19 protein-coding genes are annotated in these 24293 nt (G+C 35.3%); 8 read left to right on the top strand and 11 right to left on the bottom strand.

The window, feature by feature from the left end:
• Positions 1-6 precede the first annotated feature (6 nt).
• The 3 genes from QWY88_RS06885 (at position 7) to recG (ending at position 3612) form a co-directional block, all read left to right on the top strand.
• The gene (locus QWY88_RS06885) at positions 7-798 is read left to right on the top strand and encodes a hypothetical protein (RefSeq protein WP_304545466.1); all 792 of its coding nucleotides are present in this window, start codon (positions 7-9) and stop codon (positions 796-798) included.
• A 63-nt stretch (positions 799-861) separates the two neighbouring features.
• Complete coding sequence (gene glyQ / locus QWY88_RS06880) at positions 862-1746, top strand: glycine--tRNA ligase subunit alpha (RefSeq protein ID WP_304545464.1); 885 nt, start codon at positions 862-864, stop codon at positions 1744-1746.
• 81 nt (positions 1747-1827) lie between these two features.
• Positions 1828-3612: an ATP-dependent DNA helicase RecG gene (gene recG, locus QWY88_RS06875; protein WP_304545462.1), complete on the top strand. Its 1785-nt coding sequence runs from the start codon at positions 1828-1830 to the stop codon at positions 3610-3612.
• On the opposite strand, the gene hpf is transcribed toward recG, so the two are convergent.
• The 5 genes from hpf to QWY88_RS06850 are packed head-to-tail and all read right to left on the bottom strand — an operon-like array spanning position 3604 to position 10006.
• Positions 3604-4137, bottom strand: coding sequence for a ribosome hibernation-promoting factor, HPF/YfiA family (gene hpf, locus QWY88_RS06870; RefSeq protein ID WP_304545458.1), 534 nt, complete (start codon positions 4135-4137; stop codon positions 3604-3606). The two genes, recG and hpf, sit on opposite strands and share 9 nt — an antisense overlap.
• A gap of 58 nt (positions 4138-4195) precedes the next feature.
• A complete protein-coding gene (locus QWY88_RS06865) occupies positions 4196-4663 on the bottom strand; it encodes a hypothetical protein (protein ID WP_304545456.1) in 468 nt (155 codons plus the stop codon).
• The gene (locus QWY88_RS06860) at positions 4639-5541 is read right to left on the bottom strand and encodes a type II secretion system protein (protein WP_304545454.1); all 903 of its coding nucleotides are present in this window, start codon (positions 5539-5541) and stop codon (positions 4639-4641) included. Before QWY88_RS06860 ends, QWY88_RS06865 begins: the two co-directional genes overlap by 25 nt.
• A complete protein-coding gene (locus QWY88_RS06855) occupies positions 5541-6155 on the bottom strand; it encodes a prepilin-type N-terminal cleavage/methylation domain-containing protein (RefSeq protein ID WP_304545453.1) in 615 nt (204 codons plus the stop codon). Before QWY88_RS06855 ends, QWY88_RS06860 begins: the two co-directional genes overlap by 1 nt.
• Positions 6149-10006, bottom strand: coding sequence for a Calx-beta domain-containing protein (locus QWY88_RS06850; RefSeq protein ID WP_304545451.1), 3858 nt, complete (start codon positions 10004-10006; stop codon positions 6149-6151). Before QWY88_RS06850 ends, QWY88_RS06855 begins: the two co-directional genes overlap by 7 nt.
• A gap of 236 nt (positions 10007-10242) precedes the next feature.
• Here QWY88_RS06850 and QWY88_RS06845 point away from each other — a divergent pair, with 236 nt between their 5' ends.
• Complete coding sequence (locus tag QWY88_RS06845) at positions 10243-10980, top strand: outer membrane protein assembly factor BamD (protein ID WP_304545450.1); 738 nt, start codon at positions 10243-10245, stop codon at positions 10978-10980.
• A gap of 12 nt (positions 10981-10992) precedes the next feature.
• On the top strand, positions 10993-13410 hold the full coding sequence (gene lon, locus QWY88_RS06840) for an endopeptidase La (protein WP_304545447.1): 2418 nt from the start codon (positions 10993-10995) through the stop codon (positions 13408-13410).
• A gap of 21 nt (positions 13411-13431) precedes the next feature.
• On the opposite strand, the gene QWY88_RS06835 is transcribed toward lon, so the two are convergent.
• From QWY88_RS06835 to QWY88_RS06810, 6 genes are all read right to left on the bottom strand, one after another.
• Positions 13432-13809, bottom strand: a complete 378-nt coding sequence (locus QWY88_RS06835) for a response regulator (RefSeq protein WP_304545445.1) — start codon at positions 13807-13809, stop codon at positions 13432-13434.
• 11 nt (positions 13810-13820) lie between these two features.
• Complete coding sequence (locus tag QWY88_RS06830) at positions 13821-16955, bottom strand: hybrid sensor histidine kinase/response regulator (RefSeq protein WP_304545443.1); 3135 nt, start codon at positions 16953-16955, stop codon at positions 13821-13823.
• Positions 16956-16958: 3 nt separating this feature from the next.
• Complete coding sequence (locus QWY88_RS06825) at positions 16959-18596, bottom strand: Hpt domain-containing protein (RefSeq protein ID WP_304545442.1); 1638 nt, start codon at positions 18594-18596, stop codon at positions 16959-16961.
• Positions 18597-18605: 9 nt separating this feature from the next.
• Complete coding sequence (locus QWY88_RS06820; RefSeq protein ID WP_304545440.1) at positions 18606-19022, bottom strand: PAS domain-containing protein; 417 nt, start codon at positions 19020-19022, stop codon at positions 18606-18608.
• A gap of 70 nt (positions 19023-19092) precedes the next feature.
• The gene (uvrC, locus tag QWY88_RS06815) at positions 19093-20892 is read right to left on the bottom strand and encodes an excinuclease ABC subunit UvrC (protein ID WP_304545438.1); all 1800 of its coding nucleotides are present in this window, start codon (positions 20890-20892) and stop codon (positions 19093-19095) included.
• Positions 20882-21331, bottom strand: a complete 450-nt coding sequence (locus tag QWY88_RS06810) for a hypothetical protein (protein ID WP_304545436.1) — start codon at positions 21329-21331, stop codon at positions 20882-20884. The genes uvrC and QWY88_RS06810 overlap by 11 nt, the downstream gene beginning before the upstream one ends.
• On the opposite strand from QWY88_RS06810, the gene QWY88_RS06805 reads away from it, so the two are divergent.
• From QWY88_RS06805 to nhaD, 3 genes are read left to right on the top strand one after another with little or no spacing between them, the layout of a single operon-like run.
• Positions 21332-21481 (top strand): hypothetical protein, encoded by a 150-nt coding sequence (locus QWY88_RS06805; RefSeq protein WP_304545434.1) that lies wholly within the window; start codon positions 21332-21334, stop codon positions 21479-21481.
• The gene (gene nadB, locus QWY88_RS06800; RefSeq protein WP_304545431.1) at positions 21482-22933 is read left to right on the top strand and encodes an L-aspartate oxidase; all 1452 of its coding nucleotides are present in this window, start codon (positions 21482-21484) and stop codon (positions 22931-22933) included.
• A complete protein-coding gene (gene nhaD, locus QWY88_RS06795) occupies positions 22934-24286 on the top strand; it encodes a sodium:proton antiporter NhaD (RefSeq protein WP_304545429.1) in 1353 nt (450 codons plus the stop codon).
• The last annotated feature ends 7 nt before the right edge of the window (positions 24287-24293 follow it).

The following is a 24293-nucleotide window of genomic DNA, read 5'->3' as shown; positions in this document are numbered from 1 at the left end:
AATCTCATGAAAAAGAAACTTTTGAACATAGCAAGTTTAGCGCTTTTATATTCAAGTTTATATGCAGGAAGCGGAAGTTATTCAATCTCGCTTGTTAATATGGAGATGGATTATAGAGAATATGACGAGAATGGCCTCATTTTAGATAGTGAACAATCAAATGCTATTTTAGGTTTTGAACTTGGATATGATTTAGACTTATCATGTAGTGCATATGGATGTTCAAATTTAGGATTTAGATTTTCTGGAATTACTGGGCGTTCAGACTATGTCGGCTCATATATTGATAGTGGTCTCCCTTACGGAAGTTTACAATCGACTACATTTAATATTTTATACGATTTAAGTGTTGATTACACATTAAAAAAAGAGTTTTCAGCGATAGATTTAATATATGGAGCTGGAGTTGGATATCATGCTTGGTATCGAGAATTGTCCAGTACTCAAAATGAACTTTATAGTTGGTTTTATGTAACACCTGTTGTCGGTATTTCAAAAGAAGTTATAGACAATTTTAATATTGGTTTAATTGCAAAATATAAATATGGAATTGCTCCTACAATGATCGCTAATACTATTAGTGATGAGTTTAAGCTGGGAAGTGCTAATACATTTGAATTAAGCATCCCTGTAGAGTACAGCTACACTGATGAAGTAAATTTTTGTATTGAGTATGTTTATTCAAGACAGGTGATTGATAAATCAAACGAGATTACGGTTGGAACATATAGATATTGGGAACCGGACAGCACAACAAATGACAAGTATATAAAGATCGGTGCCATCATTAAATACTAACTTTATAAATTAAAAAGCGAGTAGATTGTATAATTTCACAATTAATTTTGAGGTGATAAACGAATGATTACATTTAGCGAAATGTTATTAAAACTACAAGAATTTTGGATGAAAGAGGGTTGTAATATTGTTCAACCTTATGATATCCCCGCAGGTGCAGGAACATTTCATCCGGCTACTTTTCTTCGATCACTAGACTCTACTCCATGGGCTACTGCATATGTAGCACCTTCACGCCGTCCGACTGACGGTAGATACGGTGAAAATCCAAATCGTCTTGGATCATACTATCAGTTTCAAGCGATTATAAAACCATCACCGGATAATATCCAAGAATTATACTTAAAATCTTTAGAGTATCTTGGTCTTGATGTTTCAAAACACGATATCCGTTTTATCGAAGATAACTGGGAATCTCCGACACTCGGTGCATGGGGACTTGGTTGGGAAGTTTGGTTAAACGGTATGGAAGTTACACAATTTACTTATTTCCAACAAGTAGGCGGGATTGAATGTAAACCGGTAACTGCCGAAATCACATACGGAACTGAACGTCTTGCAATGTATCTTCAAGGTGTAGATACTGTTTTTGACATCGTATGGAATATCGATAAAGACGGTAATAAAACATATTACAAAGATGTACATAAAGAGAGTGAAGTAGAATTCTCTAAATACCACTTCGAAGTAGCAGATACTGCAATGCTTTTTGATGAATTTAATGCAAAAAGTACTGAATGTCTTAGAACACTTGAAGCAGGACTACCGTTACCTGCGTACGATCTATGTATGATGGCTTCACATGTATTTAACGTTCTTGATGCAAGAAAAGCGATCTCACAAACTGAACGTCAAAATTACATCTTAAAGATTCGTGAACTTTCTCGCGGATGTGCTGAGCTTTACAAAGCACAAGAGGAAGAAAGAAACAAAAGAGTAAACGGTTAATATATTGCATTTTGCAATCTTTTGTCCTTTCTAATAAAACTTTTGTTATAGTTTTTCCCATATAGCTAAAAAGAGACGGGGATGGAACTTTCAAAAGATCAAGAGGCAAAATTTAAAAAACTTGGTATCAACTCCCTATTGGAGTTGGCACTTAGTGTTCCATCTTCATATGAAGACTACCGCATAAACTCCACTTTAGTACCAGGTAAACCACAAGTTATAGATGCTACGATCGAGTCTGTATATCGTGCACCGAATTCACTTCAAATCACTTTTTTTGCACACAACTTCGGACACACTATTCAAGGTGTAATATTTAAACCAAAACCTTATATGATGCATGCATTTAGTGTTGGCAGCAGAGAGTTCTTTTATGGTCTTGTTGATTGTAAAATGGGGCACTGTAGTATGAGTATGCCAAAGAAGATCACTCAAACAGGAAAAATTTTTTCAAAATATAGATCAAATTTACGTAATGATGTAATGAACCGATTTACAGAAGAGTTGTTGACAAAAGAAAACTTACTGCAAGAGGGTCTTAAAGAGAATATTGCAGATGAAATTTTACGATTACATTTTCCAGATGAATTACCGCAAAAAGAGTTAAGTGATGATAATTTACATGCATTGAAGTATTTAGAACTTTTTACATATCTTTCCCAACTTACTAAAAAAAGAAGATACTTTCAGACTCAGATCACTAAAGAAAGTGACTATAAACCTTGGGCAAAACAACTCCCTTTTGAGCTGACACCTGAGCAGATAGGTGCTATTGAAGATATTAAAAACGACTTTTCAAAAGATGTTGCTGCAAGACGTATGGTTGTCGGTGATGTAGGAAGCGGAAAAACAATGGTTATTCTTGCTAGTGCCTATATGATGATGCCTTATAAAAGCATTTTGATGGCACCCACTACAATACTGGCAAATCAACTCTATGAAGAGGCACAGAAGTTTTTAGATGTGAAGTCTGTACTTGTCACAAATAAAACGAAAAAGGTAGATCTTAGCGAGTATGACTTTATTATCGGTACGCACGCACTGCTATATAGAGAGTTGCCCGAAGCGGGAGTTGTGATGGTTGATGAGCAGCACCGTTTTGGTACTGCTCAAAGAAATATGTTAGAGAAATTGGTAAGTTATGGTGAGAAAAAACCACACTATCTACAGTTCTCGGCAACGCCAATTCCAAGAACGCAAGCAATGATAGAATCGGCTCATATCGATGTGAGTCTGATCACTTCTACCCCTTATAAAAAAGATATAGATTCAAAAGTGATCCATAAGAGTGACTTTAAAGAACTCCTTGAACATATTAAAAGTGAGATAGCGCAGAATAATCAAGTACTGCTTGTATATCCGCTAGTTGAACAGAGTGAGGTTTTAGAGTATCAAAGTATAGATGAAGCTCGATCGTATTGGGAAAAAAACTTTGAGAACGTATATGTTACTCATGGAAAAGACAAAGAGAAAGAACAGGTGTTACTAGATTTTAGAGAAGATGGCTCAATCCTAATTGCTACTACAGTCGTAGAAGTAGGTATATCTTTGCCGAGGCTAACTACTGTTGTTATTGTAGGGGCCGAGAGGCTGGGGCTTTCCACTTTACACCAGTTACGTGGTCGTGTAAGTAGAACAGGTTTAAAGGGGTATTGTTATCTTTATACAAACCAAAAAGAATCAAAGAGATTAGAGGAGTTTGTAAAAACTACCAATGGATTTGATATTGCAAATTTAGATTTACGTTATAGAAAAAGCGGAGACCTCTTAAAAGGGACAAATCAAAGCGGAAGTCAGTTTAAATACTTTGACTTCGCACTTGATGAAAAAATTGTTTCTGAAGTGAAAAACGACCTATTAATATAGTCCAAATTTACCGTCGTTTCTTTTGTAAAGAACACGAGTTTTATCTTCATTGTCGATGAAAATATCAAACATTTTTCCAGACTCTTTTAAGTCGTTTAAAACATCTTCAACTTCACGTGGTTTGTAAAGTTCAAGTTCAACAGGAACTATCTCATCTTCTAGTTCAGCTGCTACTTCTTTTACATCTACATTTTCAGATTTGATCTCATTTAAACCAGTTTTATGGTGATCAACTTCTTTATCGTGTAGACGACGAAGAGCTTTTTCAGCACGTTCTAAAGCAATATCAATAGCAGCATGAAGGTCGCCGTCATTTTGACTAATAACAATAGTATGTTTTTGAGGAAGATTTAAAACAAACTCAACATTAAAATGCTCTTTCCCTTTTTTGTGTTGAGAACTTGCAACTGCGTTTGCAGAGATGATGTCCATATTGTATTTTTTAAGAGCTTCGATCGAGCTTCTCATATGATCTTTGATAGTATCTGTAAGTTCTAAACCTCTACCAGTTAAAGATATATTCATACTATAATCCTTTTTTATTAGATTATAGCATTTATAAGTTTAGAAATAACCAAGAAGTTTACAGTTTTTGGATGCTTCTACGGAAGTATCTGATAGGTTCTGTAGTTAAGTTTACATCATGAAGTGTAACTGTGACATCCATCAATACTGAACCGTTTTGTTCGGGAGTTGTTACAGGTGTTGTTTGAGTATAGACATTACATCCGACAGGCCCTGAATTATTTGTGTAGATATATTGCATAGTAACGTTTGCATCATATTGGATATCTGAAGTTTCACCGAAAGTTATAAGATAGTTATTTAAACAGCCGTCTTTTGCAATTTTTAAAAGTGTAAGTTCTGCAGCACTTTTTGCATAAATAGATGCTTGTTCGTAAAGATAAATATCTGTTGTTGTTTTAGTCGTTTGTGTGATTAAACGTAATGATAATGCACCAATTGTTCCTATGAGAACCATTACAATTATAGCCATAATCATGGCTAAACCATTTCTATGGCTTTTTAAAATACTGTTTTTTCTTTGCATATTGAGTAATCCTCTATAAGATCGGAATTTGTACATACTTGGATCTGAACAACAGAGCCTATCGCTCTATATCTAAACGTACTAACATTCTCCATAAGTTTAACTTCAGTACCGTCACTATATTTTTCACCTTCCCAAGGCTGATAATCGTACCAAAGTTTTAAAGTACCCGTATTTGTTGAGTCATTATAATCATCTATACCAACTGCATATGCAGTCCACGCGAGTTGATAGTTTTCATAGATATCAATGCCACTCAAACTATTTATAGCATTAGTGTCTGCATTTCGAGGGACAAGTTCATCGATTGCACCGGCTTTGACAGGATGCATAGTATGGTTTTGATCAGTGAATTTTATCGTTGGACGTTGCCAACCATAATCGGTATGTACATTTGTATTAGAACCTGGAAAATAGATAGCTGCATTTGCTAAACTTGAATTACCATTAGAAAGAGCATCTATTAAATCATTTATAGCTGTAGTGTTGGTTTCAGGAGTTTTGAGTAGGGTCGCATTTGAGTTATCAAGATCGATGATACCACTCCATAGAGGTTTTGTACTTCCTCTAAAACCTTCAATATCGGTCGCCACCCATTCAAGTATATTATAATCATCACTATTTGCAGTAGACAATGAGGTAAAGTTCGTATCGTCAGAACTTTTTCTGGCGATAATTGATTCTTTAATTCTATACTGTAAACGCGAACCAACTAATTCTACTGCGTTTTGACTTTTTTCTTGGAGAGAGCTATTGACACTATTGTGTACAAAATTATTATAAATTTGAGCAAGAAGTTCTACACCGAACTTTGCAAGAATTCCCATTACTACTATTACGAATATTAGTTCTAACATAGTAAAAGCATTTTTTTTCATTAGAACATCCTTTTCTTATATGGTTCAACTTCACCAATATTTGCTACTTCTGCTTTTAATTTAGTTATCGGATTATTATCAGGATCTGTAATTGTTACAGTCACAATTTTCACATTATTATCTGTACTTTTTTGTGTAACGCTTAATGTGCTCAGATAGTCTGTTTTATATCCAGATGGACCTTTTGTGTCTGTAAAAGCAGTGTGAGGGGTGAGTGTAAGATCATTCAGATCATATACTGAACCACCGTTACTATTGGCTGGAGAAGTCGTGAGGTTATCTAAACATCTTCTGTGAAATGGCTGATTAATATGACCGGGACGTAAATTCGTAGTAGAATTACAGTCATTACTGATATCGATAACTCTTGATAATGCACTGAAGTTCGAATCTTGCATGGAGTTCTCATCCCAATAAACACTAGTTGCACCCATCAATTCTGCAGAAGCTGCGAATATAGCCTCTTGTGCCAGATTATTTTCTACATTTTGTTCCGATACCTGCATAAAAGTAGGTACAGATAAAACAACAATGCTTATAACAACAATAGCAAAAATTAACTCAATCATGGTAAAAGCAGTTCTTTTTCTTAAATTGTTCATTCTGATTACCAACTTATTCTCCTATTCGCTTTTTTCCCGGCCTCTACATTTGTTGTACTATTCGTTTCATGTTCACCGCTCCAACCTGTACTCATTTTATTGAATTCTGCTTGAAATTCATTACGAGTCGCATTTGGATTGTCCGGATCGTAAATAAGCCATTGTGAAGCATTAATCTCCATTGTTGTCTGGTAAGGATATCCTAATGAAGCATCATAACTTAGATCAACTGTACTTGGATTTGTAGTGCTATTTAAGTTACTTGTATTAACTCGTGTTGTAGTGGCTTTTTCACTTACATTGAGAATCATACCATGTGTTGGCGCAACATGATTAGTGTTTCTATACCATCTTATATCATCTGTTCTTTGTAAATTAAGTGAGAATGGAATTATAAGTGTAGTATTACAGTCCACTAATGTTGAATCTTGACCAAAACAATATGTTTCATAATAAATATTGGCATTGTTTAATTCACCATCTGTAGTTATTTCATATCTTTGTTTACTTGCATGAGACCTACCATATGCCATTGTAGCTTTGCCAGATGCTGTTCCTATACCGCTATCATCATCTTGTATAGTAACAGTTCCAATAGGTGCAGTTCCTGTATATTCTGATGCAATTGTAATGTTTAAATCTGAACCGTTAATATCAAAAGGATTTGTAGGTATATTGACAACTCTTGGGATGTTGAACCTTAATACTTTCGAAAGGTTACTATCATCATTCCAAAGAAATGTTCTAGTACCGTTAAGATCGCCATTATCAACTCCAAAACCAAGTAAAATTGCCGGGATGATATTAGATGCATTTGCTTCTGAATGAATACCGTCATTGTAATATATAGTTATCGCTAGTGGGTTTTCATAGAATTCCCCATCTCTAAAGTTTTCAGTTACAGCATCTAATTTATTTCTTGCTTCTATACGTGTAGTAATTCTGGCTGCCATAGAATATGTTGATGTGTCCCCTGGAATTAGATTTGCAAGATATGTAAATGTACCAGGGTTTCCATCATTATTTGTAATATTTAGATCGACAAATGAAAAATGGTGTGGGATAAATGTGACATTTTTATCTCCACATATATATCTGCCAGTTTCCGAACAATCTCCAGTAGTATCATCTGAATCTATTGCAGACCAATTGATATCTTCTATATGTAGTGTAATGAAACCGACATCACTATATGAAACACTGGCAACTTCCCCACTTATACCATTGTATGTAGATGTACCATTTGTTATATTGAAATCACCAAGAGTAACAGCTCCATTTAAAGTATTGTCGACAGCTCGAGGAGTTGCTGCATTCCATTTTATAATACCATTCCCTGATATATAACTAGAAGTTTGGTTGTAGTCTTGAGTTGGTGTTGTAGTTCCATAGTCCACAGCAGTTATAGTTGTATTATACTCTTGTGCAGCACGCATTAAGTCTGGATATTCAGATTCAGAACTATCGATGAGGAATGCACTTGGTCTTAGTGCAAAATGATCAACAGAACATGTTGATTCTGCAAGTGCACCCATAATACAAGCTAGACAACCAAGTTTATTTGAGTACTCAGGTGGATTAATAGTTGCACCATCCTTAACTCCACCACAGTTAGCTGTGTAGTTATTAACTTGACAAGGAGAATCTGCACCAATACTTCCCGAACCATCTTCACTCAAACCGTAACATGCAGTTAAAATATACTCATTAGTAGCATTGTCTTCCGGTGGAAATGCTTCATTCGCTTGTAAAGCTGAACCTAAACAAGCTGGAACACCACATAAAGAACCGTGTGTTGAACTCTGCTTACAGCTATTACTAACATTCATTGAATTAAAAAGGCTATTCCAGTCCAAAGCTTTAAGTTTTAAGCGTGAATCACTCATTGCTAATGATGGCATTGTAAGTGGGCTTAATGTAGTTCCAGAACTCTCTCCAGGGAATATCTCTGCCCATCCATAAGGAGTACCATCTTCTGCTGTAGGTGCTATATCTTCTGTACATGTTGAATCAGAAAGTGTGATTTCAACTGTTAGTGGAAGCGTATCAAAAGTACCAGTAGGAGCATATGTCTCTACACCTGTTCCATCACTGCCTAGATATACAGCATCAAAATTGTATCCGTCTTTCGTAGATATTTTTGTTGTTAAATCTGGTCCATTCGCATCAGTATACGTAGCATCACTGTAAGTATCAACAGCATCTACAAAACCAGTTGAAAAATCTGGTAAAGAAAGATAATATGCTCTACAAACACCTTTAACTAGAAGATCGTCAAGTTCATGTACAGCATTTGAACCACCTGTACTTGCAGTTACTGCCAGTCTAACATATTCTGGTGATGCTCCTTGACTTCCAATTGCATCAAATTTGTTAATGATAACACTTTCATATGTTCCATCTCTGTTGCTATCTCTTTCTAAGGTAATATAAAGATGTGTAGGATCTCTAGAGTCTACAGTCATTCTAAATCTACCACCGGAATAGTTAGTAGTAGAAGACCATAGTACAGGATTGAGTGTACTTGTTCCTGCTAAATATGTATAGCCAGTTTGACCACTTCCTTGACCACGGATAGCAACAGCATTTGATATAAAGCCTGTCCCCCCGATTCTTCCTTCAGTAGGGTTAGAATAGTTACCAAATTCATCAAGTCCTAGTCCAAGCCATCCACCTTCAAAACCTGGACAGCCACCAGAAACTGTACAGTCACTACTACATCCAGAAACACCACTTTGACATTTTTGTGCGTAGCCTAATGAACCACCAAATGCACCGGGAGCCGGTGAAGCTCCAATTGAAGAGTCATATAAAACAATAGCAAAACCATCTGCTCCACTGCCATTATAAGCAAAGTGATCAAACTCGATAGAGATAAGATTATTTGCAGCGGCAAACTCATAGTCTTTCGTCATCGCAGTTGAAAGTCCACCAGTTGCGGAAGTCATTCTTAGTCTTTCATTTACAATTTGCGGTGTGTACCCACCTTGGCTATATAAGAGCCTCCAGTCCGTATCTAAATTTCCGGAAAAATCTTCATCGTAACATATTGGAGAATTGTTTTGTTCTAAGATAATTATTTCTGTAGGGTTATAGTTACCAAAACTTACTACATTAGCATAAGCAGAATCTACTGTTATATTTGATAGTTGTACAAAAAAGTTCTCTTCAAGTTCAATAGGAACGTCGTGGATGATATCAATGTAAACAGTTTTTTCTGTTTCTCCCGCTGCAAAAGTAACAGTTTGTACTAAAGCTCGAAAGTCTTCTTCAGAAATAGCTGATTGCGGTGTTGCTTCCATAGTACTGTATGTTACACTAATATCAAATGTAGCAGGATGAGTAAGTTTTAAAGTAAGTGCAAGAGCTTGTATGTCATTATCCGCTAGGTTGATATCCTCAGCAATACTGTATACTGCGTTTTCGAATCCAATTTTTATGGCTTTAAATTCAAAGTTTGCTGTAAATCTTAAAGCATCATTACCATTTTTTTCTTGAATTCTTACATAATAAGTCTGCCCACCAGCGACATAAAACGTTGCAGAGTCACTTGTTAGTCCACTTGTTTGTTTATATACATTGTCACTGTCACACGAAGTACCTATAATAAAAGTTTGTTTTTCTTCAGTTAAAGTACCGTTTTGACCATAAGATATAGTCATCTCTCCACCAACACTAGGAGTAAATTGAAAATATCTTGATTTATAAGAACCTGTAGAATCTTCACTGTATATTGCATTTGCATCATTACTTGCCCCATCTATATTAAGGACAGATTCTCCTGGGCATACATATTCTGCTGCATGAATATTAGCAACGAAATAAGAAAAAACAAATAAAAATAAAACTATCTTACTTCTCATCTCTAACACCTTTTTAGTAAGAAAATTACTCTAAACTTTACTTTCTTTCAGTAGTAAAGTTACAGTTACCTACACTTCAATTGTCTAACTTTATCACTTAAGTATAGCTTAAATAGAATTAAATAAATATAATGTAATAGATTATTTATCTTATATCTTAAAAATAAAAGTGTTTAAACACTATTATATATCTTTTGGATAAAATAACAATACTAATTATTAAATAGGAATATTTTATGCAAAATCGATTGAAGCTTTTCTTTTTCTTTGTAAGTGCTATTGTACTGTTTAGCTCTTGTTCAAAAGATGTTGAGGAGTATAATAAACCGGCTATCTATTGGTATGGAAAGATCATCAGTTCTATATCGGATGGAAATATAGATAAAGCGGATGATTATTACTCATCACTTCAAGGTGAACATATCGGTTCCCCTTTGTTACCGGAAGCGACAATGATACTTGCTATTGCTCATATGTATGAGGAAGAGTATCTTTTAAGCGAACATTTTTTAGATGAATATATAAAAAGATATGCTAATGAAAATGAGAGAGAGTTTGCAGAATTTTTAAAGATTAAAGCAAAATATTTATCGTTACCAAATCCAAGACGTGATCAGGTTCTTATTCAAGATGCTATTAAAGCTGCTGAAGCATTCAAGAGAAACTATCCAGGTTCTGATTATTATGCATTGGTAGATTCTATGCTTACAAAATTGTATCTTTCAGAGGCTGCTTTAAATGAAACGATAGCTTCTTTATATGACAGAGTAGATAAATATAAATCTGCCCAATATTATAGAGATATAAAACCTGAGCCTTGGATCAAGTGGGATGAAATAGACAAAGCAAACAGCCCTTGGTACAGAGAGTGGTTTGAAGGGGATGGAACGGCAAGTTGGTATGGATTCATGATACCTGAAACACAAAGCGTTGTTTCAAGAAACTCTGTACAAGAGAATAATTCGACAAAATAAGGATGGCTAGATATGAAACTAAGTAATTACGGAGAATTCCCTGCTGATATTCCTGTTATCGCAGAGGATGACATTTTTTTATATCCATTTATGATATCTCCACTTTTTTTAAGTGATGAAAAAAACATAAATGCTGCTACAAAAGCGATAGAGGATAACTCTTTGGTGATTGTTTGTCCAACAAAGCCTAAACATGACGGTGAAAGAGAATACGACTCTCTTTACGATGCAGGTGTTGTTGGTTCTATTATGAGAAAAGTTTCCTTGCCTGATGGCCGTGTGAAAGTACTTTTTCAAGGTTTAGCACGCGCTAAAATGTTGAATAAGGTTTCAGATGAACCTTTAACAGCTCATGTAGATGTTATTCCATCGGTTGAGGTAAACAGCTTAAAAATAGATGCAATCTTAGAAGTTGTTCGTGAAAAAGTGCGTACACTTTCAGGTGTAAGTAACTATTTTCCACCGGATCTTTTACGTACGATTGAAGAAAACCATGACCATAACCGTATAATTGATCTTATCTGTTCAACTGTAAAATTAAAAAAAGAGCAGGCATATAAACTCTTTATAGAAACAGATACGGAGAAAAGATTTTTAGATTTAATTGATTATCTTATTGATGAGATTGAAGCAAATAAACTGCAAAAAGAGATCCGTTCTAAAGTACATACTCACATTGAAAAAGTAAACAAAGAGTACTTTTTAAAAGAGCAGTTAAAACAGATCCAAAAAGAGCTTGGAACTGACACGGCGCGTGATGAAGAGATCGAAGAGTATCGTAAAAAACTTGAATCGAAAAAATCAAAGATGACTGAAGATGCTTATAAAGAGATCTCTAAGCAACTTGAGCGTTTTTCAAGAATGCATCCAGACTCTTCCGATGCATCAATGACACAAACTTATCTTGACTGGGTATTGGAAATTCCTTTTGGTTCTATAAGCAAGAAGTCTTTAGATATTAACAAGGTTGAAGATCAGCTAAATAAAGACCATTACTCTCTTGAAAAACCAAAAGATAGAATTGTTGAATATTTTGCAGTGAAAGAGTTACTTGAACTGCGTGGTATTAAGCAGACAAAATCGGCGGGTGCTATCCTTTGTTTTTCAGGACCTCCGGGTGTAGGTAAAACTTCTTTGGCAAACTCTATCGCTTCTGCGCTAAAGCGTCCGCTAGTACGTATTGCTTTAGGCGGTTTGGAAGATGTTAATGAGCTTCGCGGGCACCGTCGTACATACGTAGGTGCAATGCCGGGACGTATTGTTCAAGGTTTAATTGATGCAAAGAAAATGAATCCTGTAATCGTACTTGATGAGATCGATAAAGTTACTCGTAACGGACGCGGTGATCCTACAGCGGCACTTTTAGAGATCTTAGACCCTGAACAAAACAGTGAATTCCGTGATTATTATACAAACTTTAATATTGATCTCTCAAACGTAATCTTTATTGCAACGGCAAATGATGTTGGGCGTATTCCGAAACCTCTTTTTGACAGAATGGAGTTTATTACCGTCAGTTCATATACACCTCAAGAGAAGTATGAGATAGCAAAAAGATATCTTATACCGCAAGAGTTAAAAAAGCACGGACTTAAAAAATCTGAAGTGACAATTTCAAAACCGGCACTTAAAGAGTTGATTCATAGCTATACTCGTGAAGCGGGTGTGCGTAATTTACGCCGTAGAATTGCTCAGATGAGTCGAAAAGCGGCATTGATGATGCTCAAAAACAATAAGCTTACTAAGATCTCTGTGAGTGTTAATAATTTAAATGAGTTTTTTGATAAAAGTGTTTTTGAGATCGAAAAAACAAATAAAGTACCTGTAGTTGGCGTAGTTAATGGTTTAGCGTGGACAGCTGTAGGCGGAGATGTTTTAAAAATAGAGTCTATCCGTATTAAAGGGAAGGGGACTATGCAGTTAACGGGAAGTCTTGGTGATGTTATGAAAGAGTCTGCTCGTATTGCTTTTAGTGTAGTTAAGACTTTAATAGATACAAGAAAATTAAAAATATCGGCAGAAAATATCCCTGTAACATTTAAAGAGAAAGAGGATGATATCAAAGTAGATCCAAGTGAAGTATATAAACGTTATGATCTACATGTTCACGTTCCAGACGGTGCTACACCAAAAGATGGACCAAGTGCAGGTATTGCCATGGTAAGTGTTATCGCTTCTATTTTAAGCTCGGCAAAAATACGTTCAGACGTAGCGATGACGGGTGAGGTTTCTTTAAACGGTGATGTTCTTCCAATCGGCGGACTTAAAGAGAAGCTTATAGCTGCACACAAAGCAGATATGACAAAAGTACTGATACCACAGAAAAACTATGAAAGAGATCTTGATGAGATACCTAAAGAGGTTAAAGATGCTATGGAAATAGTTGGAGTTAAAAGAATAGAAGAGGTGTTAAAACAAGTTCTTGTATAGAACTTGTTTTAAAGAAGAAGATTAAACGATTACAGTATCCATTTTTGCGATTAATTCGTCATTTCTAATCGGTTTCATTAAGAAGCCGTTTGCTCCAGCTTCTAGTGCTTCAGCTTTTTTAGTTTCATCTGTTGTTAATACAATGATAGGAAGTTGACGAAGAGAATCATCTGCACGTACAACTTTCAGCATTTCAATTCCACCCATAATAGGCATAATGATATCTAAAAGAATTAAATCAATATCATTACGTCCTTTGAGCTCACCGATAGCATCTGAACCGTTCTTAGCTTCAATAACCTCTTTAACGTTACCAGTTTTTAAAAGCATCGATTTTAATAACTTTAAGTTAATCATATCATCATCTACGGCAAGTACTACTAAGTCTTTTTGTGTCATAATTTATTCCTCTACATATATTGTTTTAATAAATCTTTTAATTTATCTTTGTTAACCGAATCTTCGAAAACCAGTACATCTGTGTCGGTGTGATCTTTTACTGCATCTTTAAATAATGTATCAGCTAATATCACTTTATATTTATAGTTGTCTAGTTTCTCATTGAGAACCTCTTGTGTATTAGCAGTATCATATTCAAATGAAAGGTCTGTTAATATTTTGGCAAATAGTTTTGTATTAAATTTACTATAGTTTGCAATCAATACATCTGCATCATATTGCATAGCTTCTGTCTCTTCTTGTGTCAACTCTTGAGGCATTTCTGCTTCAAGACCTTGAACCTCTTCAACTTCAGCTATTTCAGCTACTTCAGGAGCAGATTCAACAGGAGCTTCATCACCGTTTTCGGCACTATCCGTAATCTCCTCTTCATAAACAATATAATCACTTAGGAAGTGGTTCAATAGGGTAACTATTTCAGCACGAACTAGAGGTTTTGTCGTATACTCATCCAATCCTGCTTCAAGGAATCTTTCTCTATCTCCTTTAAGAGCATTTGCCGTTAAGGCTAAGATCGGAACGTGAGGTTGATTATATACCTCTTCATACTCTAAAATCTCTTGAGTAGCTTCCATACCATCTAAGAAAGGCATCTGGATATCCATAAAGATTAAATCGTAGTTTCCATCTTTACGTTTTTGGAATGCTTCAAGACCGTTTGATGCTATGTCAATTGTTAAACCTAGATCTTCTAACGTTCTTTTGATAAGTTTCTGGTTAATGATGTTATCTTCAGCAACCAATACATTCGCATTAAATCTTGCCGATTCTGCATTATATTTTTTACGATTAACTTTTTTAGATTTTTTTGCACTAAAGTTTGAACTACTAAAGTTTTCAAGAGTTAATTTTAACTTTGTATTATTGAGCGGTTCATAAAGTGTTTTAAAAATATCTAGACCCATTGAGTCTATCTGTCTCATATAGTACGATTTTGTTAAGAGTATTAACTCTTCCGGCATAGAACTAAATGCATTTAAGTCATTTTCATTCGTATAATCAAAATCTATAAATAAAAGATCGTAACTTACCTGTCTTTGTAATGTTTCAAGCTCAGCAAGGTCTTTGAATAATGTATAACTAACACCGTAAAAATCAAGGTATTCACGTAAGTATCTATCTTGACTTTTTTGTTTATGAGCTGATTCAAGTACAAGAGCGTTGATACTTGAGAATGCTCCTTTTGCAGAGTCTTGTGTAGGTTCAACCTCTTCAAAATCAACTGTAAAGAAGAATGTTGTTCCTTCCCCAGGTTCACTGTGAAGATCAAGTTGACCACCCATTAGCTCAATAAATCTAGATGAAATTGTAAGCCCTAGACCAGTACCACCGTATTTACGTGTAATTGAGGTGTCGGCTTGAGAGAATGCTTCAAAAATTCTTGCTTTTTGTTCACTTGTTACACCGATACCACTATCTTGGATCTCAAATCTAACACGAGTGATTCCCTCTTGCGGTGCTTCAAGTTTTCTAATATCAACGTTAATAGAACCTGAACTACTTGTGAATTTAACAGCATTTGAAAGAAGGTTAATAATAACCTCTTTAATTTTTGTAGGATCCCCTTTGATAGGTGTCTCAAGTTCCGGATCAATAAAACATCCAAGGTTGATATGTTTTTCACTTGCACGAACAGCGTATACTTCAACAGCACTCTCAAACTCTTCAATAGGATTGAAAACAATATCTTCAATTTCAAGTTTATTAGACTCGATTTTAGATAAGTCAAGAATATTATTGATAATTTCAAGAAGGTTTTCTGATGATTTTTCAATAATCTCAACAAATTCCTGTTGCTCCTCTTTAAGACCAGTATCTTTAAGAAGTTCAGTAAATCCAACAATACCGTTAAGAGGTGTACGAATTTCGTGTGACATATTTGCCAAGAACATAGATTTTGCTTCACTAGCCTCTTGAGCCATCTCTTTATCAAGTCTTGTTTGCTCAATAATTTTTTCAAGCAGGTTATACGCTTCAGTAGTACCTCTTGCGGTATCAAGATTGATACTTTCAGCATCATGTTCAGTCGCATCTTCTGCAACACGGATAAGAACCTCTTCAAGGTTTTTGATATTTTTAGCAATCTCATTTGAAAGTAAATATCCTAAAATACCAAGAAGAATTGAAACAAGCCAAACTGTAAGTGTGATTGTAAGAAACTGAAGAGCTTCAGTTTTTACTGCAATTGCTCTTTTATCCATCGCACTTAAAACTTTTTCCTGTGCTTGAGATAAAAGGTTTGTCTTTTCAGAAAGCATTGCGAACCAGATACCCGCATTTGTCTCATATTCACCTGCTGCTGCTGAAATCATTACTGAAGCTCTTTCAGTATTGATATCATCAAAAAGTTCCATTGCGTCTTCATTAACAAAAATTGCATCTAGTGCTTTGATGAGTTTTTCATCTCTTAATGTATCGTAAGTGATAGCATCTGCTTTAGAGACAAGGTGAATCCATCTATTTACCTCTTCCTCATCCAGCTCCGTCGAACGTGCAATTGCAAAAGAGATAAAGTCCCTTTCCGCTGCCGTAAACTCATTTGCTCTAACTAATGTAAGATATTTAAAAGAGTAGTCATTGATCTGTGAATCGAGCTGATCATAAGTGATCTCTTCAAGTTGTTTGATTGCTATAGTTTGCGCAGCACCGTAAATTTTTTCATATACATCTGTAAAGTTTGTTTTTTGTTCATCAACTAAATGACGTGTTGCTACAATTTTTTTGATTGCATCTTCAAGTAGTTTTGATTCCTGTTTTAAAGTAGTTGAATGCTCTTTATCAGCTTGTGCATAGATGTGTTCAAAATAGAGTTTAGCTTGATCATCAACTATTTTTCTTTGCTTTATAAGAGACTTTAATGTATTTGGAGATGAATTTCCAAGATACATTACCGTCATACCTCTTTCACGAGATATATTATTTACGAGTGTATTTAACTCTCTGTTTGCCGAAAGTCTGTCTTGCAATTGTTGCGCAGCTTTATAATTTTCATACGAATCATAAACGAAGTAACTCGTAATAGAAAATAGAATAATAATAGGCAGTAATGAAATTAATCTAAGTCTATTTTTAAGTCCTAGTTGCATCTGTTAATCCTCTGTAGAGATTTGTTGTAAAAGTTCTTCAACTTTAGTTAGCGAAAAAGATATCTGATCTGTTGAATCAGAATCTAAAAGCTGTTGGAGTTCACTTGATAAGTCTGAGAATCTGATATTGTTACTCATACTTTTAAGTTGGCGAGCTTGATCTTTGACAAAATCAAGATCTGAATTTTGTATAGCAGTTTTCATACTTGCTATAATCTCTTGAGACTCACCGCTAAACTCATTAAGTAGTTCGTTAAAGCTTTCACTGTCAAGTCCTATCTCTTGTGCAATAGTATCTCTTTTATATGTTTGATCCGGAGTCGTTTCATCTAGTGATAACGGCTCATCAAGTTCCATTTCAAGTTTATCAGCTTCAAGATCATTAGCAAACTCTATAGGCATATCATCTTGTGCTACAAAATTGTCATCTGCTAGTTCAGGGATCTCAATTTGTTCAGGTACATCATCGTCTGCTATTGTAATCTCTTCTGCTACTTCAAAAGTGTCGTTTGGTTCATCTTTAAAGTCAAGGATAAGTTCATCATCTTCAACATCAGGTTCATCAAAATTAATCTCTTCACCTGCAAGTTTTGCAATGATAATGTAGAAAATATCAAGATTTTTCTTAATTATATTAAGATCAGAAGTTGTATTAACTGTTGTTAATACTTCAAGAGCATCTTCAATACGAAGGTTCGCAGCAACCCCTTTAAGTTTGTGAGAAAGAATTTTTACATTATCAATATCACCTTCATCTAAGGCGTTATATAAACTAGGTTTAAACTCTTTGGCTTGATTGATAAAGTCTTCAATAAATTCTTCAATAAGGTCTAATGGTAATCCAAGTTCATCAGATGCTATTTGCGGATTGTAAACATAGTCACTGTGAATTGCTTTTTCAAGGTCTGCATCTAGTTCTTTATGTTTATGCGCTGGAGCAGCAGTCGGTTGTTCAACAACCTCTTTTATTTCTTCTGTTTCAAATACTTCAGGGAGTTCAAGTGACTCAGGTGTCTCTACTGGAGTCTCTTCTTGCGGCATTAATTCAGGATGCAGATCAAGTGAATCATCAACGACGTCATCAACACTTAAGTCACCAACATCTAATGGATGGTGGTATTCTTCTTCCACCGGTGTTACCTCTGCTATTGCACTTGTATCGTATTCATCTTCTAAAACCTCTTCGGTAATAGTAGGTTGTGGTTGTGTCGGTGTAGTAACGCTTTCAAAATGGATAGGAGTAATTTCAGTAGCTGCTGTAGATGGATGTTTGTCAAGTATATCTCCGGAGATTGTACTCTTTTCTGCATCTGTAAGAACTCTTAAGTGGTTAAGGTTGACAAGATAAGCTTTTTCTACAGGGTTGTCTGCAAGGTAACATGTAGCTATAGTTACATCTGCTTTAAAAAGGTTGCCTTTTGCATTGATTACAACTTTAGGTTGTTCAGTAGAATCAGCACAAGCGATATAGTCGATCCAGTGCACATGTTGGAAGTTATGTACATATCCAGGTGTTTTTACAAAAAGATCAGCAAAATCAGCAGCTTCTGTACGTAATTGAGCTAAGTCCTCAACTCCTAACGTTTTTAAGTCCTTTTCATCGATTCCTATAAACTCTTTTTTATAATTATATATCAGCATCATAACCCCTTATTTCTCTACTGCTTCTAACATTTTTTGATAAGCTTCTTCAGTATCCACTATATCTTTTCTTGATGCGGCACGCCTTGCAGCGATAAAGCCGGTGATATTATCATCGCTATCTTTGATAGGTAAGACTTCTGAATCTACCCAGTAGTATTTACCATCTTTTCTCAGGTTTTTTACAATACCGTTCCATGCTTGGCCACCTTGAATAGTACTCCACATTTTTTCAAATGCGGCTGCGGGCATATCTGGATGTCGAATGATATTATGCGGTTGTCCCACAAGCTCTTCTACACTATAACCAGAAACTTCACAAAATGCCTTGTTTGCATAAGTGATAATACCTTTTTCATCTGTTTGACTTACTATGACCAAATCATCAAACATGTACTCTTCATCAATAGGAGTCACTTTTTCCATCTCTAAACCTTATAGTTAGCAAAAATTTTAGAATTGTCACAAATATATCATAAGGAAATAAAAATAAAACTTATTTATAAAGCAATTTGATGTTTTTTGCATCTTTTTTGTTCAAAATTGTCGTTAAATCCTCTACAGAAGCACTTTTTATATTTTCAAAAGTTCCGAAATGATTGAGTAATTTTTGGATTTTTGGGGCAGAAATACCGTGTAAACTTAAGAGTTTGCTCTCTTGATCAAGTTTAAGTTTCGTTTTCTTATGAAAGGTGATTGCCGAACGGTGTGCTTCGTCTCTAAGGTTTTGAATCCATTGAAGTCTTTTGTCAGATTCTTGAAGTCTATAAGTTTCATCTTTTGTGTAGATAATATCTTTTGCTTTCCCTTTTGCACGATGTGCTTTAGCATCAATCTTTTCTTTCGATATAGCAATTACATCTATCGTTACGCCGTTTGATTCTAAAATATCGAGTGCTAGTTTTAAAAGCGTAGCCCCTCCGTCAAGAACCCAAAGATCAGGAGCCGGGTTTTTTATGAAACTCTCAACTCTTCTTGAGAGTGTTTCTCTCATTTGGGCATATTCATCTTTAGCTTCAAGATGGTAAGTTCTGTACGATTTTTTATCAAACTTCCCGTTTTCGTAAACTATCATAGCTCCAACCGTAGCCATTCCAGCCATATGAGAGTTGTCAAATACTTCAACTCTGTTTGGAATCACTTCTAAATGACATAACTCTTTGATCTCTTGGAGTAGTTTTTGATTTGTATTATTCTGTTTTTTAAGAAGCTCTTGTGCATTGAGTAGGGCTAAAGATACCAAGTCTTTTTTCTTTCCCCTTTGAGGTACAGAGAGCGAAGTTTTTTTCTCAAATACCTGACTTAAATGTTCTTCAATTAAGTTTTTGTCTTCAAAATCCATATTTACAAGTATCGGGGCTACAATAGGTGGCTTTTCATCTTTATAAAAGTCTACTAAAGCCTGCGTAAAAATCTCATTTTCATCAAAACCTTCATTTAAATTGATATAGTCATGGGAAGAGGAGATGATTTTCCCGTTTCTCATAAATATTTTAACAAGTACCGCACGCACTTCATTATGCTCTACAACAAATATGTCGAAGTTTTCATTGCTTGCAAAATCTATTTCGGAATTGATTTCCGAACGAGAAATTTTATCGATCGTATCACGGAGTTCTGCTGCTTCTTCAAAACGAAGTTCTTCAGCATAAAACTCCATCTTCTCTTGCAGTTTTTTGATCAGCGTTTTTTTATTTTTGATTAGAGAAACGGCTAAATCAACTTCTTGTTGGTAACGCTCTTTAGATATAGGGAGCTCACACGGTCCTAAACATTTATCGATCTGGTAATACAGACACAGTTTTTTAGAACGCAGGCACCCTTTTTTTTGGACGAGTTTCGCTATATTGTAGACCGAATTTAAAATATCTCTTGCACCTACAGAGTAGGGGCCGAAGTAGGTGATCTCTTTTGAGTTGATTATTTTTCTTGTTATATCTAATCTGGGATATTTTTCCGAGTTATCGAGATAGATATATGGATATGTTTTATCATCGCGCAGCAGGATATTGTATTTTGGATGAAGTTGTTTGATCAGAGAGTTTTCCAGGATCAAAGCATCATGCTCAGAGTTTACTACAATATACTCCAAAGAGATTGTCTGATGCAGCATCTTAGTGATTCTTGCAGAGAGTGTCGGGTTTGGACGAAGTTCAGGTGTAAAATGCCAGTAACTCTTTACTCTGTTGGCAAGATTTTTTGCTTTTCCTACATATAAGAGCCTGCCATTTTTATCGAAATATTGGTAGATCCCGGGAGATGTGGGGAGTTGTTTGATCGTGCTTTTAAGATCCATTTTTCTCTTTTATAATGTCAAAAATTGATTTGACAAGTTGGTTTAACCTTTCATCTTTTATATCTACTGAAATCTCACCGCTTGCTCTTTCTGTGTAATGGGGAGCAGTTTCTTTTACTAACGGCTTTGGAGGTTTAAAACTTGGGGTATGTGTTACGAAAGCTCTTATATCTATGATAGAAAGCTCCTTACACTCATCAGGAGTGACAAACTTTAAAGCGCTTTTAATAGATTGTATATTATTATCAAACTCTTGTTTAGCCCCAGGATGATTTAGCACAAAAAAAAGTGTTTGATTTTTTATGTAGGCAAATTTTACCATCTTTTGGAGTGGTAGATTAAAAAGAGACTGTATCTTTTTTATGCAATGAAAATGAGATAGTTTAGAAAACTGAGGTTGATTTTGAATAATTTTTATAATATCAGTAGCATTTTTCATATGCTAATTATAACAAGCTTTTTGTTAAGTATGAGTGGATGCGGTTATAAAGCGCCCCCTTATTATGAAAAAGCAGCTCCACAAAGTGATGAGAATGTTGAGTTTCACATGCAAGAGAAAAAATTTGATAATAATGAGAGTTGTAACTAAATGTATAAATATGATGTAATAATAGTAGGTGCAGGAGTTGCAGGACTCTACGCCGCTATGAAGTTACCCGAAGATAAAAAAGTTTTGATCATTAACAAGCGTGAAACTTTTAAATGTAACACCTTTTATGCACAAGGGGGGATCGCTTTGGCTCGTGATGAAGCCGATATCCCTCTCCATGTAAAAGATACTTTAGCAGCAGGTGACGGTCTTTGTGATGAAGAAGCGGTAAAAGTTTTAAGTGAACATTCGATCGAAGCGATTGATGATCTTGTCAATAACGGTTTTGAATTTGATAAAGACAATGAAGGACATATACTTTACACGAAAGAAGCTGCACACTCTTGTGAAAGAATTGTCCATGCAGGCGGTGATGCAACGGGAAGATACCTCCATTTCTTTTTGCTTTCTCAAAATAAACACGCAATGCTCAGTGATGCACGTGTAGTCGATCTTCTTATCAAAGACAACAAGTGTTACGGTGTAACGGTACTCGATCACAGAGAGACAAAAAATATCTATGCAGATAATGTAATTATTGCAAGTGGGGGTGTAGGTTCCCTTTATGAGTATCATACTAATGCACCGTGTATAAGTGCAGATATGCAAGGTCTTTGTGTTATGAAAGGGATCGAACTTGATCGCATGGAGATGTTGCAGTTTCACCCGACAGTGTTTGTAAATTCTTCTAATGCACAAAAGATGCTTTTAACAGAAGCTCTTCGTGGTGAGGGTGCAACCATTACAGATGAAAACGGAAAGCGTTTTTTATTTGAATATGATGAACGCGGCGAGCTTGCTTCTCGTGATATTGTAAGTAAATCTATCTATCTGTACAGAAAGAAAACAGGTTTGAATATTTATCTCAATTTTGATAATTTCAGTGAAGAGTATTTTGCTCATAGATTTCCAAATATTTATAAAAATATGCGTGCTTTAGGGTTTAAAGTTCCAGAGCAGAGAGTACCTATTTCACCGGCATTTCATTATGCAATCGGCGGTATAAAAACAGACCTAAAAGGTAGGGTGCCAAATATCGAAGGGCTTTATGCTGTTGGAGAAGTGGCTTCAACAAGAGTTCACGGTGCAAATAGACTTGCATCAAACTCTTTACTTGAAGGTTTGGTTTTTGCAAAAATAGCAGTTGATGATATTTTAGAAAACAATAACTTCAATGACCAGATCACAGAGTTTGGTATTGAAGATGAGGTGATGAGTTATAAAGATGATAAAGCGAAAAAGAATCAACTGCGTAAAATAATGTGGGAAAATGTCTCAATTATTCGTACGAAGAGGGGTTTAACCGACGCTTTAGAGACAATTAATGCTCTTTTAAATGAAAAAATTGGTAAACTGTTAAAATTTCGTTTACTAACTGCTCGAGAGATTGTACTCTCAGCGTTAAATAGAACAGAATCGATAGGTGTACACACCATACAAGAGGAGAATTAGATGGAAAACAGTTCGGTGGTTGAAACTACTGCAAATGCAGTTGCTCATGCAGCAACAGATATAAACTTAGCTACAACATGGGTAGGTTGGTTAAGTTTAATTGTATTTATCGTAGCATATTATTTTATTGCTGCAGAGGAAAAGTTCGAAGTAAATAAAGCAAAACCTGCACTTTTTGCGGGTACATTTATGTTTATGTTAGTTGGGATCTATTTTGCGATCAATGGAATGAATCCAAGTGGTTTACACGATGAGCTTGAGACTTTAATTTTAGAGATCGCTGAAATTTTCTTCTTCTTGTTTGTTGCTATGACATTTATTGAGACACTGATAGAACGCGGTGTATTTGATCTTATGAAGTATAAACTTGTATCTAAGGGTTATACATATAAAAAACTGTATTGGTTAACAGGTCTTTTAGCATTTTTTATCTCTCCGGTTGCAGACAACTTAACAACTGCACTTATCCTTTCAACTGTACTTTTTACAATCGATAAGAAAAACCTTTCTTTCTTAGTTCCAGGTGCGATAAATATTGTTGTTGCGGCAAATGCGGGTGGTGCTTGGTCACCGTTTGGAGATATTACAACTCTAATGGCATGGACAGCAGGTAAAGGTACATTTGTTGATTTCTTATACTTATTCCCGGCATCAGTTACTGGTTGGTTAGTAACTGCTTATCTTCTTTCTATGTCAGTTCCAAAAGGGCAACCTGAATTTGATGCGAGTACAGAGAAAAAACCTGAGCTTTTAGATGGTGCAATGGGGACTGTATATCTTGGTGTAGCTACTATTACAATCGCAGTTCTTGGTCACCAGTTTTTCCATTTCCCGGCAATGTGGGGTATGATGTTTGGTCTGGCAATTCTTAAAATGTATTCTGTATTTCTTACAAAAAGAGGAAGACAAAGTTTTAATATCTTTGTAAATATGCAAAAAGTAGAAAATGACACACTTCTTTTCTTCTTTGGTATCCTTTCAGCAGTTGGTGCTTTACACTTTTTAGGTTTCTTACACTACATTCACGATCTTTATGGAATGATGGGTTCAACAGCATCAAATATCGGTGTTGGTTTCCTTTCTGCAATAGTAGATAATGTTCCGGTTATGAGTGCTATATTAAAATCATCTCCAGAGATGGGACTGGATCAATGGATGCTTGTTACAATGACAGCAGGTATTGGTGGTAGTTTAATCTCATTTGGTTCAGCTGCAGGTGTTGGTGTAATGGGTAGACTTCATGGTATCTATACATTCGGTGCACATATGAAACATGCTTGGACTATCCTTGTAGGTTATTTAGTATCTATCGTTATCTGGTATTTACAATTTGAGGTTATGGGGCTTTACTAAGCCTCAA

It is taken from the genome of Sulfurimonas sp. hsl 1-7, assembly GCF_030577135.1.
Classification (GTDB): domain Bacteria; phylum Campylobacterota; class Campylobacteria; order Campylobacterales; family Sulfurimonadaceae; genus Sulfurimonas; species Sulfurimonas microaerophilus.
This window is presented reverse-complemented; position numbering and strand designations above follow the sequence as displayed.